Source organism: Acinetobacter sp. YH12201 (assembly GCF_013418145.1).
Lineage (GTDB): Bacteria > Pseudomonadota > Gammaproteobacteria > Pseudomonadales > Moraxellaceae > Acinetobacter.
The window spans coordinates 21,820-37,054 of the sequence record NZ_VPCP01000026.1 but is presented as its reverse complement, the minus strand read 5'-3'; the positions used below and the strand labels follow the sequence as shown (position 1 = coordinate 37,054).

Sequence of the window (15,235 nt, the reverse complement as noted above, 5' to 3'; positions counted from 1 at the left end):
AATGTATATTGTTGGCAGAAGAAATTATTTAGACCAATGATCAAAAACTTCATTGATGACTTTATTCTCGATAAAAATCATCTGCTACCACAGAGAATCTATAAATAATACTGCGTAAGTCCTATTACCTTCTGTAACATTTCTAAGGGATTTAATCACGTGTTATGTAGCGGAATGTATTTTTAGATACAATTGATAAAAATTTAATAAAATAAATAACTTATAATTGTGTAACTTAATGTCATTCATCTTGTTCGAATAATTATCTACTGTGAATTAGAAATAACGCTCAAAAATTTTTGCGCTTAATTTTTTAGTGATGAAAATTGGAAGTGCTAATATAGTTACAAATGCTTACATTCGCTACAGAGTCCATGTATTTGGTTAAAGAGCATTGCCAAATAAATATCTTTTTACAATATTTAAAATAGCGTAAAGCCTTAATATTTTTTCAATTGCACAATTCTAGTGCATACATGTGAGTATATTTAAAGTGACAACAGTTCAACCCGACAATACAAGAATAGAGCGTGATTTATTGGGAGCAAAAGAAGTTCCCGCCGAGTGTTATTATGGCATTCATACAGTAAGGGCTCTGGAGAATTTCCAGATTTCTAATCAGAAGGTGGGAAGTCAGCTTCACTTTATCCGTGCTTTGGCACAAGTCAAAAAAGCCTCTGCCCAAGCCAATTTAGAATTTGGCAAAATTTCAGAACAGGTCAGCCAAGCTATACAATTTGCCTGTAATGCCTTAATCGAATCGCCTGAACAATGGAGTGAAGCTTTTCCTTTAGATATTTATCAGGGGGGTGCAGGAACTTCCATTAATATGAACACCAATGAAGTGTTGGCCAATATTGCCTTGGAGCATTTGGGTTTTCATAAGGGGCAATATGAACACATTCATCCGAATGATCATGTGAATAAATCGCAATCCACCAATGATGTCTATCCTACAGCCTTACGTTTAGCGACTTATTATAGTCTGGACAATTTGTTGCTTCAGATTCAAAAAATAGTTGATAGCTTATATATCAAGGCGACAGAGTTTCAATTTGTGGTAAAAATGGGACGTACCCAGCTGCAAGATGCGGTTCCGATGACTTTGGGACAAGAGTTCCGTGCATTTGCTACCTTATTAAAGGAAGATATACGTCTGATTCAACGTACCCGTGAGCTTTTACTGGAAGTGAATCTGGGAGCCACAGCTATTGGAACAGGAGTGAATACACCCCAAGGTTATGCCCATGCAGCGATTCAATCCTTAAACAAAATTACCGGCTTGAATCTGGTGGGTGCAGAAGACTATGTCGAAGCTACCAGCGATTGCGGGGTATTTATTATTTTATCCAGTACCCTGAAACGTCTGGCGGTGAAACTTTCAAAAATCTGTAACGATTTGCGCCTATTAAGTTCGGGGCCTCGTGCAGGTTTGGGGGAAATTCGTTTACCCGAATTACAGGCGGGTTCATCCATTATGCCGGCCAAAATCAATCCGGTGATTCCTGAAGTGGTGAACCAGATTGCCTTTAAGGTCATTGGCAACGATTTAACCGTGACTCTGGCAGCAGAAGCCGGGCAATTACAACTCAATGTCATGGAACCGGTGATTGCTGTTGCAATTAATGAGTCGATTGAACTTCTCACCCAGGCGGTGGTCAGTCTTGACCGTAAATGTATTCAAGGTATTCAGGCCAATGAGCAGGTCTGTTATGACGCTGTAATGCGCAGTGTCGGCATTGTCACTTTGCTGGATCCGATTTTAGGACATGCCAAATGTGATGAAATTGGGAAACAGTGCATTGCTGAAAATAAAACTATTCAGCAGGTGGTTTTGGAAAGGGAATTACTGACTCAAGCACAGCTGGATGAAATTTTTGCTTTTAGTAATCTGGTTTCAGAAGTAAGCTTACAGCATGAACCTTTGGCACAGGTTGGCTAATTGCTGGCTACAAAAATTTAATCATGATCTGAATAAAAAAGATCGCAATTTAAACAGCGATCTTTTTTATGAAAAAATAGGGATGAAGATAATGCAGCTCAGGGTTAAAATAGCTGGGATTTTTTCTATATGCCATGCTCATGCTGAATAAACTTGCTGGACTATTTACAGGTTCAGGACTGCTTAAAAGTTCAAAACCTTCTCCTGAACAGCTGTATCTTCAAGAAAACAATATCCAGTTTGATCCGGAACAAGGCTATATTGTGGACGGAATCGTGGTCAATCAGCTGTCTGAACGTTTGGCTTATTTTTCCAATCGCAAATTGAACAACTTTGATGATTTAAAAACCCTATATTTTACTGCCATTCTGATTAATGAAAAAATTGATCTGGAAATTGCCAGTCAGCGTTTTGTTGCACGTTTGGGTAATACTGAAGAAAACCTGTTACAGTTCAAGCAGATCATTCAGAAACTGAATGATTACTATCGTAATTTCCTGCGCGAAAAATAATTGGACAAAGACTTATGTGCTCGGCATCTAAAAGGATTTAGATGCGATCATTTGCTGTATATAAAAATAACTCAACCAAGAAAAAACCCATGTTAATATACGGTCCATGTCATTTAGACCAAAAGCTATATACATGTTCCAACAAGAAATTTCTCAACTCCATCTGCAACAGTTAAAAGCAGGCGAAAAACGCTGGGTCGGTAATTTACAAGGCTCATCTGCCGCTTTACTCTTCAAAGAAATTGCCACACAAAGCAAGCAATTATTCATTTTGGTGGCCAAAAATAATCAGCATTTGGGACAGTTGGAAAGTGAACTGGAATTTTACGGGATTAAACCGACGATTTTCCCGGATTGGGAAATTTTGCCTTATGACCGTTTGTCTCCCCATCAGGATATTATGTCAGAGCGGCTTTCCATTTTATCCAATATGCCGAAGCAGGGCGTGCTGCTTTTATCTGCATCAACTTTGGCACAGCGTGTTGCACCGGCTTCATGGGTATTGGGCGAACATTTTGATATTCAAGTGGGACAGAAATTTGAACTGGAACAGCAAAAACTGCGTCTGATTCAGGCCGGTTATCATCTGGTCGATACCGTTTATGATCATGGTGAATTTGCTGTGCGTGGCAGCATTATGGATATTTACGCGTCCGGTCAAAGTGCACCCATTCGTATTGATCTGTTTGATGATGAAATTGAAAGCTTAAAGTTTTTTGATCCTGAAACTCAAAGAACAACCCAAACGCTACAACAGTTTTCTGTATTACCTGCCAAGGAGTTTCCGCTTAAAGAAGGACGCGCCACTTTCCGTGACCGTTATGCGGAAAAATTTCCCACAGCAAATCCGAAGAAAAATCCAATCTATCAAGATGCATTAGAAGGTATTGCCTCACCAGGACTGGAGTTTTATTTTCCCTTATTCTTTAGTAAAGAGGCGATGCAAACGCAAAGTACCCTCATGGCGTACTTACCTAAGAATGGCATTGTCATTACAGATAAGCATCTGGAGGAAGGGTTAACCAGTTTCTGGAAAGATGTGCTGCATCGTTATGAAGACCGCCGTCATAATGTCGAGCAGCCTATTTTGCCGCCGGAAGACATCTTTTTGCAGCCGAATCAGGTGCTGGAACAGCTGAATCAGTTTGCCAGAATTATTGCCTCAACAGAAACATTCGCTGAAAAAAGCGGTGTGATTAATTTCAATACGGAAATTCCACCGCGCTTACCAGTAGATCCAAAACAGGAAAAACCGTTTTCTGCGGTTAAAAAATATATTGATGCTGCCAATCATCCAGTCCTGCTGGTGGCTGAAAGTGCTGGCCGTCGTGAAACACTCAAGGATGCCTTGCGTCCAGCGCTGGGAGACATTCCCAATGTTGAAAATTATGCACAATTCAGAAGCTCTTTACATGCTATAGCCATTACCAGTGCACCGTTGGATCGGGGTCTGGTCATTCCTGATCAGCTTACCATCATCTCGGAAAACCAGCTCTATGAACATCGGGTGGTGCAGCGCCGCCGCAAGCGTCAGCAAGAAGTATCCGAAGAATTCCTGATTCGCAGTTTAACTGAACTGAGTATTGGTGCACCTGTGGTGCATATCGATCATGGTGTGGGACGTTATGCTGGCCTAGTCACTTTAAGTATTGACGACCAGGAACATGAATTTTTACAGCTGGATTATGCTGATGCTGCCAAGGTCTATGTTCCGGTCACCAATCTGCATTTAATCAGCCGTTATAGCGGCGGCGATCCGGATTTGGCCCCCTTGCATAAACTGGGAACTGATGCCTGGAGCAAGGCAAAACGTAAAGCGCTGGAGCAAATCCATGATGTTGCTGCTGAACTGCTGCATATTCAGGCACGCCGTCACTCTAAACCCGGTTTTAGCTTTGAACTGGAACAAAGTCCATATATGCAGTTTGCCAGCGGCTTTGCCTATGAAGAAACCTTGGATCAGGCCAATGCCATTGAAGCAACTTTGCACGACATGCAGCTGGCCAAACCGATGGATCGTCTGGTATGTGGCGATGTTGGTTTTGGTAAAACTGAAGTGGCGATGCGGGCAGCATTTGTTGCGGTACAAAACAACAAGCAGGTGGCTGTTTTGGTTCCCACCACCTTGCTGGCACAGCAGCATTATGAATCGTTTAAAGACCGTTTTGCCGACTGGCCGATCCGTATTGAAGTGCTGTCACGGTTTGGTTCAAGCAAATCCCATAGTAAAACCATTGAAGACCTGGCTGATGGTAAAGTCGATATTGTGATTGGTACGCATAAAATTTTGCAGCAGAATATCCAGTTTAAAAATCTGGGCCTGATGATTGTCGATGAAGAGCATCGTTTTGGGGTACGTGATAAAGAACGTATTAAAGCCATGCGTGCAGATGTCGATATGCTGACTCTCACCGCGACGCCAATTCCACGAACTTTAAATATGGCCTTTAGCGGGATGCGCGACCTTTCGATTATCGCTACACCGCCTGCACGTCGTCTGGCTGTGAAAACCTTTGTACAGGAACAGACCAGTGAGTCGGTTAAAGAAGCCATTCTGCGTGAATTGCTGCGCGGTGGACAGGTATATTTCCTGCATAATGAAGTGGATACCATTGAGCGCACTGCTGAAAATATTCGTGAACTGGTGCCTGAGGCCCGGGTGGCGGTTGCTCATGGCCAAATGCGGGAACGTGAACTGGAGCAGGTGATGCAGCAGTTCTATCATAAAGAATACAATGTGCTGGTCTGTTCAACCATTATTGAAACCGGGATTGACGTTCCCAATGCTAATACCATTTTAATTGAACGCGCTGATAAGCTGGGACTTGCCCAGTTGCACCAATTACGGGGCCGTGTCGGACGTTCACACCATCAAGCTTATGCCTACTTGCTGGTACCTTCAATCAAGGGGTTAAAGGGAGATGCAGAGAAACGTCTGGATGCGATTCAGCGCGCATCGAATTTAGGGGCCGGTTTCATGCTGGCGACGGAAGATCTGGAAATTCGTGGAGCTGGCGAGCTTTTAGGTGAGCAACAAAGTGGCTCCATGCAAGCGATTGGTTATAGCCTGTATATGGAAATGCTGGAAAAGGCCACCAAAGCCATCCAAAAAGGCAAAACCCCGAATTTCGATGCACCATTGTCCCTGATTGCGGAAATCAATCTACATATGCCAGCCTTGATTCCAGATGAATATCTGGGAGATGTGCATCAGCGCCTATTGTTCTATAAACGCATCAGTAATACCGATACCCAGGAAAAACTCGATAATATCCGCATGGAGCTGATTGACCGGTTTGGTGTGCCACCGCAGCCAGTGAAGCAGTTATTTGCTGTGCATCAGATTCGTTTGAAAGCTGAGCAGCTGGGCATTACCAAAATTGATATCAGTGCTAACGGTGGTCATATTGAATTTTCACCAGAAACACCAGTACAGGCCATCAGTATTATTCAAATGATGCAAAAACATCCGACCTTTTTCCGCATGGATGGCGGGCAACGCCTGAAAGTCATGGTCATGCTGGAAGATTATCAAAAACGTATCCAATTTATTATCGATTTATTGGACAGTTTATTGAAAGAAATTCATTGATTTGACAGGGAGTGCATAAGATTTATGCACTCGCTTTGCAATTTGTGCAGATTTTAAAAAATCGTGAGATGAAGCGCTTGATTTTTTAAAGAAATTTATTAAATTCGTGAATGTTCATGCGTTCATTGCAAATAGTGGTTTATTTGTAATGAAACACATTGCATAGAATATTCACGCCCCATTGGATGTGATAGTATTAGCCATCATTCTAATTTTGCATAATTTATAAAGATATGTTTAGTTTGCATCCACAACTTGCTCAAGATACTTTTTTTGTAGGCGACTTTCCACTGTCAACATGTCGTTTAATGAATGATATGCAATTTCCGTGGCTCATATTAATTCCACGCGTGCCGGGCGTGAGCGAATTATATGAATTAAGTCAGGCTGACCAGGAACAGTTCCTGCGTGAATCGAGCTGGTTATCGAGTCAGCTTGCACGCGTATTCCGCGCAGACAAAATGAATGTGGCCGCTCTTGGGAATATGGTTCCACAATTGCATTTTCATCATGTCGTGCGCTATCAAAATGACGTGGCTTGGCCAAAACCAGTATGGGGTACTCCAGCTATTCCTTATACCAATGAAGTTCTTGCACATATGCGTCAAACCTTGATGCTCGCATTGCGTGGTCAGGGTGATATGCCATTTGACTGGCGTATGGATTAATTCCAAGCCATTGAAAGCCATAGTATGGAATTTATGGTGTCAAGACTCGAATCAGGAGTGATTGAGTGTCATTAGACGACTGGATTAGAAAAGAACCCAGACAATTTGAATATTTCCATCGTTTGATGGGATATATGATGTTGTCTTTACTCGTTACTGTCTACCATTACACGGCTTCTGACACCCAATACCAGATTTATATTCCTTTTTTCCTGTTGTTCATTTTTCTGATTACGCCGAGATTATCGACCTGGCTGCAGTATCGTTATAATTCCAATATAAAACGCAGTGTCTTGTTTATTACCGATGTAGTTGTTATTTCGGTTATTTTATCTGCTATTCATTTAAACCTGGTTCTGACTTTCATTTCACTGTTTGTCATTTTATATACCGCAATCACCAACAAGATTTCTTTTTTAGCTGTGTCATTGGCAAGCCTGATTGGAATCGCAAATTTTTATCTGTGTAATATTCTGATTTTTGGTTTTGGTGAGTATTTTGAACAAACCACTGGTGAGTTAACCGTTTTAGGTTTTATCTGTTTAATTACTTTTTTTGGTGTGGGTAGTTTTTATCAAAGCAGCCAGATTCAACATATCAGTAATCGTCGAACCTATTATTACGATCAAATGAATCGTTATATGGAGTTCGCAAATCAGCTGAGCCGATATGCACCTGTGCAGTTGTGGCAATCGATCATGAAAGGTGAGTCGGAAGCCAAAATTGAATACAAACGTAAGAAAATGACCATTTTCTTTTCAGATATTCAAGGTTTTACCGAACTTTCAGAAACGCTTATTCCAGATGATTTGGCATTCCTGCTCAATGACTATTTAAGTCATATGACTGAAATTGCCAAGCAGTATGAAGCGACTGTCGACAAGTTTATGGGTGATGCGATCCTGATTTTCTTTGGTGATCCAATCTCGCAAGGGGTGGAGCAAGATGCCAAAACTTGTCTAGACATGGCAATTGATATGCGTCAACAAATGAAACTGCTGCGTGAACGCTGGATCAAGATGGGCTATCCGGCTTTGCATATCCGTATGGGGATTAGTACTGGTTATTGTCACGTAGGGAACTATGGCGCAGCACATCGTATGGCATATACCATTGTTGGACGTGATGCCAATCTGGCAGCACGGCTGCAAAGTGCAGCAGCAGTCGATGAAATCCTGATTTCAGATGAAACCTATAATTTAATTAAAAATGACTATTTATGTGCGCCGAAAAAACCTATTACGCTTAAAGGGATTCACGGTCCGGTAAAGACCTGGCAAGTTATGGAAAAATATACCTCGCGTAAATTGGATTATCAGCGCTGGTTTGATTATGAGTACAAGGGTTTCCATTTGTTGCTGAATCTGGATGAGGTTCAAAATTATGAATATCCAGAGTTGATCCAAGTTTTGGAAAAGATGATTAAGCGGATTCAAAAACAGCAAAAATTGACCAACTCAGAAGGTATTGTTCGACTCAATCTGGAAGATGTGATTGAAGATGAGAAGGACGAGCAATACCACTAAAAATCATGATTGAGATGATGTTTACAGATAAAAAAACCACGCGATTGCGTGGTTTTTTATGAGCGAAAATCTTAATGATTTTCTGAGGCGTGATTGATGGTATATTTGGGAATTTCGACTTCCAAATCTTCATCGACAATTTTCACTTGGCATGAAAGGCGTGAATCCGGTTCCAGACCCCAGGCACGATCTAGTAAATCTGCTTCTACATCTGTCATTTCTTCGAGGCTGTCAAAACCTTTGCGAACTACGACATGACAGGTGGTACAAGCACAAGACATATCACATGCATGTTCAATCTTGATACCATTTTTTAACAGGCTTTCGCACAGGTTGGCATCCTGTTCAACTTCGAACTCGGCACCATTAGGGCAAATTTGCGCATGTGGAAGAACTTTAATACGTGGCATAATTTTTTCCTGTTTATTGGTCCGAGTTTGACCAGTCATCAAGTTTAGTGCCTTTCAAAGCTGCATCAATATGTTGGTTCATGCGTGCAGCAGCAAAAGCATCACTGTGTATTTTAAGCTGTTCTACAGCTTGTTCAATCGCTTTAATATCGGTGGTTTCGAGTTGAGCCTCAAGTTGAGCTTTGGCTTGATTTAACGATACTAACTGTTCAGCAGTTAATAGCTGGGCATCCACTTTTAGGGCTTGTTCCAGTGCTTCCAGCTCACGTTTTGCTTCAACCTTGGTTTCTTGCAAATGACGAAGATGTTTATCTTCTTCCGCATATTTGAAGCCATCAATCAGTAAGCGTTCGGTATCGGCATCAGATAAACCATAAGAAGGTTTAATGTCGATTTGAGCATGTACACCAGACGTGGTTTCCTTGGCAGCAACAGTTAACAGGCCATCGGCATCAACCTGAAAAGTGACTTCAATACGTGCCTGACCGGCAGTCATTGGCGGAATGCCATGCAAGACAAAGCGACCCAAACTACGGCAGTGTTCCACCAGATCACGTTCACCTTGTACCACATGAATCAACATGGCAGTCTGGCCATCCTGATAAGTAGTGAATTCCTGACGACGCGCCACAGGAATGGCCGTATTGCGTGAGATTAAACGCTCCACCAGACCACCCATGGTTTCCAGACCGAGTGATAAAGGGGTAACGTCTAATAACAATGAACCATCTTTGGAGTTGCCAATGAGCTGATTCGCTGTAATAGAGGCACCAATTGCGACCACCTCGTCCGGGTTGATGGTGCATAGCGGTTCCTGATTGAAGACTTCACGAACAGCCTTTTGCACCGCATAAGAGCGAGTAGAACCACCTACAAGCACGACATTTTTAATGTCATCCAGTTCAAGTTTGGCATCACGCATCACGCGTTTACATACGCTGATGGTTTTGTCTAAAGCAACTTTAATGATGTCTTCAAATGTAGCACGGTCTAAAGTCAGAGCCTGATCTAAAACTTTCAGTTCAACTGACTCGGCATCTGACAAGGCTTCTTTTGCTTTACGTGCAGAAACAATAAAATGTGCATATTCGGCATCATCTAAGGTTTCAATATTCAGTTGTTTTTTAGCCCATTTCACAATTAGGCGATCCAGGTCATCACCACCTAAAGCAGTATGTCCGCCAGTCGCTAAAACTTCGAATACACCTTGGGAAAAACGCAGGATAGATACGTCAAAAGTACCGCCACCCAGGTCATAAATCACATAATTTTGATCGTGAGCGAGATTGGTTTCCTGGTCTAGGCCATAAGCCACAGCCGCAGCAGTAGGCTCATTCAGTAGACGTAAAACATTTAAACCGGCCAGTTGGGCAGCATCACGTGTTGCCTGACGTTGTGCCTCATCAAAATAGGCTGGAACAGTGATTACCGCACCATTCACTTCATTTTTTAAACTGTCTTCAGCACGGTCTTTCAGCTGTTTTAGAATTTCTGCAGAAATCTCGACAGGAGTTTTACGGCCTTGTGCAGTTTCAAAAGCAGGCATCTGATTGTCTTCACCCACCAAAGTGTAAGGGTGCTGGAATTTGATGTCTGTTTTCGAGCGTCCCATAAAACGTTTCACGGAGACAATGGTGTTTTTAGGATCTGTAGTAGTAAACGGCTTGGCTTCATCACCATAATGGGTGGTGTTATGGCTGTAGTGAACAATAGAGGGAAGTAACACTCGGCCTTGTTCGTCGTTCAGAACTTTAGCTTTACCGGAAAGTACTGTGGCAACCAATGAATGCGTAGTACCCAAGTCGATACCAATTGCAATGCGGTGTTCATGCGGTGCACTTGATTGACCGGGTTCTGCAATTTGCAAGAGAGCCATTGTGTTACATCCTTAGAACTAAAAATTAAAAAATAAAATTAAAGCGAATTAAAAATCATCATCTAAATCAAAGCTGTCATCATCCAGAAAACGATCTTCAGCCTTGTCGATGTCAGCCATGACTTTAACAAAGAAACGCAATTTACGAACGGTATCGCGAGCTTCGCCCCAGTCTTCATCTTCATAGTCGATTTTGAATTCACGGACCAAACCGTCAATCCATTGCTGAACTTCATGCTTTAATGAAGTCAGTTCGTCAGCTGATGCAGCTTCATCCAGCTGTTCACGAATTTCCAGTGCAGACTGTAAAAACTCGAAATCCCCAATCGATTGATCCAGATGATAATCTTGTTTTTTAAGACTCAAGAGATAAGCAGCGCGGCTATCAACATTGGATAAAGCCTTAAATGCTTGGTTGATCTCGCTTGATTTAATCAGGGCCTGATCTTTGTCTTCGGCTTTATCAGGATGATATTGTTGCTGCAACTTTAAAAATTCATTTTTTAATGCTGCCAAATCAATATCGAGTGCTACAGGGAGGTTGAACAGCTCAAAATGATTCATGGGAGATTGGATCCGCGATAGATATGCAAAAGTGACTGCTGTAAATGCAATTAAAACAGTGCATTTTACACTGTTTTAATCACAAAAAGAGAGGGAGTGGTGTGGTTAAACGGTGAAAGATTCACCACAGCCACATTCGCCTTTTTTATTCGGGTTGTTAAATTCGAAGCCTTCATTGAGACCGTTTTTCACGTAGTCCATCTCCATACCTTCAAGATAAACCAGGCTTTTCGGGTCAACAAAAACTTTAACACCAAACTGCTCGAACATCTGGTCATGGGTATCGATTTCATCGACGAATTCGAGTACATAAGCCAAACCAGAACAGCCTGAAGTTTTCACCCCAACGCGAATGCCTTCACCCTTACCGCGATTCTTTAGGTAATTGCTGATATGAGTTGCAGCATTTTCAGTTAAATGGATCATGAAAACTCCGTTAATCTTTGATCAAAAACTCGAAACACTTAAGCTTTTGTTTTTTTGCTGCGATAGTCTTCAACAGCAGCTTTAATCGCGTCTTCAGCCAGTACAGAACAGTGTACTTTTACTGGAGGTAAAGCAAGCTCGTTAGCAATATCAATATTTTTGATCGCCTGAGCTTCGTCCAGAGTTTTACCTTTTAGCCATTCAGTCACAAGCGAGCTAGATGCAATCGCAGAACCACAACCATAAGTTTTAAAGCGTGCTTCTTCAATCACACCGTCATCATTCACCTGAATCTGAAGACGCATGACATCACCACAAGCCGGTGCACCTACCATACCTGTACCAACATTTTCAGCATTTTTGTCTAAAACGCCAACATTACGAGGGTTTTCGTAATGATCAATTACTTTTTCGCTATAAGCCATGATGCTTCTCCAAACCTCGGGGTCAGCCTTAAGATTAATATGGGGATGAAATTACGTTTATCAATGAGATAGCTTTAAATTTTAAAGCTATCTCCATGTCATGAATCAGTGTTCAGCCCATTCAACAGTGGAAAGGTCGATACCTTCTTTATACATATCCCAAAGCGGAGAAAGTTCACGTAATTTCTCAACAGCAGCTTTAGTGATTTCAAGAACGTGATCGATATCCTCTTCAGTGGTATATTTACCGAAGCTGAAACGGATTGAACTGTGAGCAAGTTCGTCAGAAAGACCGAGCGCACGAAGTACGTAAGATGGCTCAAGTGTTGCAGAAGTACATGCTGAACCAGAAGATACAGCTGCATCTTTCAATGCCATCATCAATGATTCGCCTTCAACAAAGTTAAAGCTGACATTCAGATAGTTTGCAACGTTGTAAGTAGGATGACCGTTTAAGAATACTTGTTCCAGACCTTGTAAACCGTTCCATAATTTATCACGGAGGATACGTAAACGGGCTTGTTCAGCTTCCAGATTTTTGCCTGCAAGTTCAAATGCTTCACCCATACCTACGATTTGGTGGGTTGCAAGTGTACCTGAGCGCATACCTCGTTCATGACCGCCACCATGCATTTGCGCTTTAAGGCGTACACGTGGTGACCGACGAACGAATAACGCACCGATACCTTTAGGGCCATAAATTTTGTGAGCAGAGAAACTCATTAAATCAACTTTTAAAGTTGAAAGATCAATCTCTACTTTACCTGCAGCTTGAGCCGCATCAACGTGGAAGAAAATTTTCTTGGCACGGGTAATTTCACCGATAGCTGCAATGTCAGTGATGGTACCAATTTCGTTGTTGACCATCATCAGGGAAACAAGAATGGTATCTGGACGAATAGCTGCTTCAACCATCTCAGGCGTAATTAAACCTGTTTGTGGTTGTGGCTCAAGATAGGTGATTTCAAAACCTTCTTCTTCTAATTCACGGCAAGTATCTAAAATTGCTTTGTGTTCAATTTTACTGGTGATGATGTGTTTGCCTTTAGACGCGTAAAACTGAGCCACACCTTTGAGTGCCAGGTTATCAGATTCTGTGGCACCTGAAGTCCAAACAATCTCGCGTGGATCTGCTTTGACCAAGTTCGCAACTTGTTCACGTGCATATTCTACTTTTTCTTCAGCCTGCCAACCGTAAGCATGAGAACGAGATGCAGCATTACCGAAAGTACCGTCGAAAGTTAAGCACTCCATCATGCGTTCTGCAACTTGAGGGTCTACAGGAGTGGTTGCTGCATAATCAAGATAAATCGGACGTTTCATGTCAAATACCTGTAACCGATAAAAGGGCTGAATCAAATGATGCTGTATTTTGGCGAATGGAAACGGTTTGAACGTTGTCTCGTGCGACCAGGTCAGCAAGGCTGATTTTTGCTAAATAATCGGCAATGTGGTGGGAGAGTTCTTGCCATAAATCATGAGTCAAGCACATTGCACCATTCTGGCAGTTACCTTTATGATCACAACGTGTTGCATCAACTGCTTCGTTTACAGCTTCAATAATTTCTAATACTGTGATTTCTTCAGCGCTACGAGCCAGGTGATAACCACCGTTGGCCCCACGAACACTAGAAACTAAGCCGTGGCGCTTTAATTTCGCAAATAACTGCTCAAGATAAGCAACAGAAATACTTTGACGAGCTGCAATTTCAGCAAGCGTAATCGTTTGTTCAGTTGGCTGCAAAGCTAAATCAAGTAGAGCAGTCACTGCGTAACGACCGCGAGTAGTAAGACGCATGATTCGATACACATATTAAGACTAGATGAGTTGATTTTATGAATCCTGACTAAAATAGTCAAGTTTTTTATTGGTCTTTAAATTATTTTGTTTTATAGGAAAATTATATGTTTAAACAATCCAGTAATTATATACTAATAACGCTACTAATAGCACGATAATTAGACTAAAAGTGACATTCACTCTTTTTTGTTTTTGTTGCATACGTCGAATGCGATTCTTATATTGTTTGACTTCTACCTCTAAGGTATTGATCTTTGAACGTTGCTGGTCAATTTTTTCTAATAGGGGAGCAATACGCTTTTTGGAAGAAATAACTTCCTGTCCATCAGCGGGTTGGCTGAGCCACTGTTTCCAGTCGGATAAAACTTTTGGAAAGCTGAACAGCAAGCTTAAATCTCGAAACTCATCTTTTAAGGTGCTGTCACCATCAATACGCATTTTTTTTATACTGCGGCGATTGGCAAAGACAAATACTTTAATTAAATCCATGAGGGTAGTGCGGATATCCAGATCGACTACTTTCTCGGGAGCTTTGCTGTCAAAGAGTATGCCTTGTTCAGTGAAAACAACATAAAAATCGAAATAAGGCAAATAGCTGTTAATTTTAATGGTGATTTTTTGGTCTATAAATTTTTTAGCCTGCAAGCCAACGACCCGATCATGTTTTAAGATGAAGGTAAAGATTGTTTCTAAGACAATCATGGTCATTGTGAGCAACAAATGCGGTTGATTCTGACCTTGTTGCGATTCACTCATAAAACTTAATCCTTACCTGAAAGGAGCATCCCATGCTCGAAAATGTATTTCAGGACTTATAACAAATATATTAATCTTGCTTTGTAGAACAGTTTAGCAAATCGATCAAGTATTTAATTTGCTATTATAGCTGTATTTTTTGAGTAATTATATTTAAGTTGTATAGAAAGTAGGCTAGGAGATGGCAGGTATGCATAAATCAAAAACAGATCAAGAGATTGATCAACTAAAAAATGAAAATCCTGATAAAACAAAGAATAAATTACGTTCAGGCCGTAAGTCGGGTCTGGATTTTCGTAAATATACTCAACAAATATGGCTTGCGGGTTTGGGTGCTTTTTCACGTGCAGAAGAGGAAGGAAACAAACTCTTTGACTCTTTAGTCAAGGTGGGGGAGGAGCTGGAATCTAAGACCACTGAAATTGCCGATCAAACCGTAGAAAAAGTCTCGGAAAAAGCCAAAGAATCGGTCAATGATACCAAAGATAAGGTTGAAAAATTGCTCGACCATAGTGTTAACCATTCTTTAAACAGAATTGGTTTGGTCACGGTAAAAGATATTCAACATTTAGAAAGTCTCATATTACAATTACATAATAAGGTCGATTGTCTTATTGAAGAAAATAAAATACTCAAGGCACAAATATTAAAAAAATGAAACTTTTTGGCTTTTTCTGCATTTTTCAACAATTTTTTTCGCAATTATTTTCTAGAAAAGCCTATTCAGAGTATTGCGT

Annotated in this window: 14 protein-coding genes and 1 pseudogene; 7 read left to right on the top strand and 8 right to left on the bottom strand. The window is 41.2% G+C overall.

Annotated features, from left to right (window positions below):
• The 6 genes and pseudogenes from FTU91_RS07270 to FTU91_RS07245 all read left to right on the top strand — a co-directional run.
• Positions 1–108, top strand: a pseudogene (locus FTU91_RS07270) (IS701 family transposase); the annotation flags it as partial.
• Between the two features lie 385 nt (positions 109–493).
• The gene (gene aspA, locus FTU91_RS07265) at positions 494–1,942 is read left to right on the top strand and encodes an aspartate ammonia-lyase (protein WP_086196355.1); all 1,449 of its coding nucleotides are present in this window, start codon (positions 494–496) and stop codon (positions 1,940–1,942) included.
• A 140-nt stretch (positions 1,943–2,082) separates the two neighbouring features.
• The gene (locus FTU91_RS07260) at positions 2,083–2,454 is read left to right on the top strand and encodes a hypothetical protein (protein WP_180043350.1); all 372 of its coding nucleotides are present in this window, start codon (positions 2,083–2,085) and stop codon (positions 2,452–2,454) included.
• A 133-nt stretch (positions 2,455–2,587) separates the two neighbouring features.
• Positions 2,588–6,046, top strand: a complete 3,459-nt coding sequence (gene mfd, locus FTU91_RS07255; protein WP_180081611.1) for a transcription-repair coupling factor — start codon at positions 2,588–2,590, stop codon at positions 6,044–6,046.
• A gap of 233 nt (positions 6,047–6,279) precedes the next feature.
• Positions 6,280–6,714: an HIT domain-containing protein gene (locus FTU91_RS07250; protein WP_086196353.1), complete on the top strand. Its 435-nt coding sequence runs from the start codon at positions 6,280–6,282 to the stop codon at positions 6,712–6,714.
• Between the two features lie 65 nt (positions 6,715–6,779).
• The gene (locus tag FTU91_RS07245; RefSeq protein WP_180043345.1) at positions 6,780–8,240 is read left to right on the top strand and encodes an adenylate/guanylate cyclase domain-containing protein; all 1,461 of its coding nucleotides are present in this window, start codon (positions 6,780–6,782) and stop codon (positions 8,238–8,240) included.
• Positions 8,241–8,311: 71 nt separating this feature from the next.
• On the opposite strand, the gene fdx is transcribed toward FTU91_RS07245, so the two are convergent.
• The 8 genes from fdx to FTU91_RS07205 all read right to left on the bottom strand — a co-directional run bounded on the left by fdx (position 8,312) and on the right by FTU91_RS07205 (position 14,498).
• Positions 8,312–8,650 carry an ISC system 2Fe-2S type ferredoxin gene (fdx, locus tag FTU91_RS07240; protein ID WP_086174266.1) on the bottom strand — a complete coding sequence of 113 codons (339 nt, stop codon included), beginning with the start codon at positions 8,648–8,650 and terminating at the stop codon, positions 8,312–8,314.
• A gap of 13 nt (positions 8,651–8,663) precedes the next feature.
• Positions 8,664–10,526: a Fe-S protein assembly chaperone HscA gene (gene hscA / locus FTU91_RS07235; RefSeq protein WP_180043343.1), complete on the bottom strand. Its 1,863-nt coding sequence runs from the start codon at positions 10,524–10,526 to the stop codon at positions 8,664–8,666.
• 48 nt (positions 10,527–10,574) lie between these two features.
• Positions 10,575–11,090: a Fe-S protein assembly co-chaperone HscB gene (gene hscB, locus FTU91_RS07230; RefSeq protein WP_086196350.1), complete on the bottom strand. Its 516-nt coding sequence runs from the start codon at positions 11,088–11,090 to the stop codon at positions 10,575–10,577.
• Positions 11,091–11,195: 105 nt separating this feature from the next.
• Positions 11,196–11,516 (bottom strand): iron-sulfur cluster assembly protein IscA, encoded by a 321-nt coding sequence (iscA, locus tag FTU91_RS07225; RefSeq protein WP_180043340.1) that lies wholly within the window; start codon positions 11,514–11,516, stop codon positions 11,196–11,198.
• 38 nt (positions 11,517–11,554) lie between these two features.
• Positions 11,555–11,941: a Fe-S cluster assembly scaffold IscU gene (gene iscU / locus FTU91_RS07220; RefSeq protein ID WP_180043338.1), complete on the bottom strand. Its 387-nt coding sequence runs from the start codon at positions 11,939–11,941 to the stop codon at positions 11,555–11,557.
• 105 nt (positions 11,942–12,046) lie between these two features.
• Positions 12,047–13,264: an IscS subfamily cysteine desulfurase gene (locus FTU91_RS07215; protein ID WP_086196348.1), complete on the bottom strand. Its 1,218-nt coding sequence runs from the start codon at positions 13,262–13,264 to the stop codon at positions 12,047–12,049.
• A 1-nt stretch (position 13,265) separates the two neighbouring features.
• On the bottom strand, positions 13,266–13,739 hold the full coding sequence (locus FTU91_RS07210) for an Rrf2 family transcriptional regulator (protein WP_180043337.1): 474 nt from the start codon (positions 13,737–13,739) through the stop codon (positions 13,266–13,268).
• 111 nt (positions 13,740–13,850) lie between these two features.
• Positions 13,851–14,498: a hypothetical protein gene (locus tag FTU91_RS07205; protein ID WP_180043335.1), complete on the bottom strand. Its 648-nt coding sequence runs from the start codon at positions 14,496–14,498 to the stop codon at positions 13,851–13,853.
• Positions 14,499–14,688: 190 nt separating this feature from the next.
• Between FTU91_RS07205 and FTU91_RS07200 the strand changes: the two genes are divergently transcribed.
• Positions 14,689–15,156: a phasin family protein gene (locus tag FTU91_RS07200; RefSeq protein ID WP_180043333.1), complete on the top strand. Its 468-nt coding sequence runs from the start codon at positions 14,689–14,691 to the stop codon at positions 15,154–15,156.
• The last annotated feature ends 79 nt before the right edge of the window (positions 15,157–15,235 follow it).

Excerpts from the sequence above, each read along its gene's own strand:
- hscA (WP_180043343.1), bottom strand. The coding sequence starts at position 10,526 with ATGGCTCTCTTGCAAATTGCAGAACCCGGTCAATCAAGTGCACCGCAT.
- hscB (WP_086196350.1), bottom strand. The coding sequence starts at position 11,090 with ATGAATCATTTTGAGCTGTTCAACCTCCCTGTAGCACTCGATATTGAT.
- iscA (WP_180043340.1), bottom strand. The coding sequence starts at position 11,516 with ATGATCCATTTAACTGAAAATGCTGCAACTCATATCAGCAATTACCTA.
- FTU91_RS07215 (WP_086196348.1), bottom strand. The coding sequence starts at position 13,264 with ATGAAACGTCCGATTTATCTTGATTATGCAGCAACCACTCCTGTAGAC.
- iscU (WP_180043338.1), bottom strand. The coding sequence starts at position 11,941 with ATGGCTTATAGCGAAAAAGTAATTGATCATTACGAAAACCCTCGTAAT.
- FTU91_RS07210 (WP_180043337.1), bottom strand. The coding sequence starts at position 13,739 with ATGCGTCTTACTACTCGCGGTCGTTACGCAGTGACTGCTCTACTTGAT.
- fdx (WP_086174266.1), bottom strand. The coding sequence starts at position 8,650 with ATGCCACGTATTAAAGTTCTTCCACATGCGCAAATTTGCCCTAATGGT.
- FTU91_RS07260 (WP_180043350.1), top strand. The coding sequence starts at position 2,083 with ATGCTGAATAAACTTGCTGGACTATTTACAGGTTCAGGACTGCTTAAA.
- FTU91_RS07200 (WP_180043333.1), top strand. The coding sequence starts at position 14,689 with ATGCATAAATCAAAAACAGATCAAGAGATTGATCAACTAAAAAATGAA.
- FTU91_RS07250 (WP_086196353.1), top strand. The coding sequence starts at position 6,280 with ATGTTTAGTTTGCATCCACAACTTGCTCAAGATACTTTTTTTGTAGGC.
- FTU91_RS07205 (WP_180043335.1), bottom strand. The coding sequence starts at position 14,498 with ATGAGTGAATCGCAACAAGGTCAGAATCAACCGCATTTGTTGCTCACA.
- mfd (WP_180081611.1), top strand. The coding sequence starts at position 2,588 with ATGTTCCAACAAGAAATTTCTCAACTCCATCTGCAACAGTTAAAAGCA.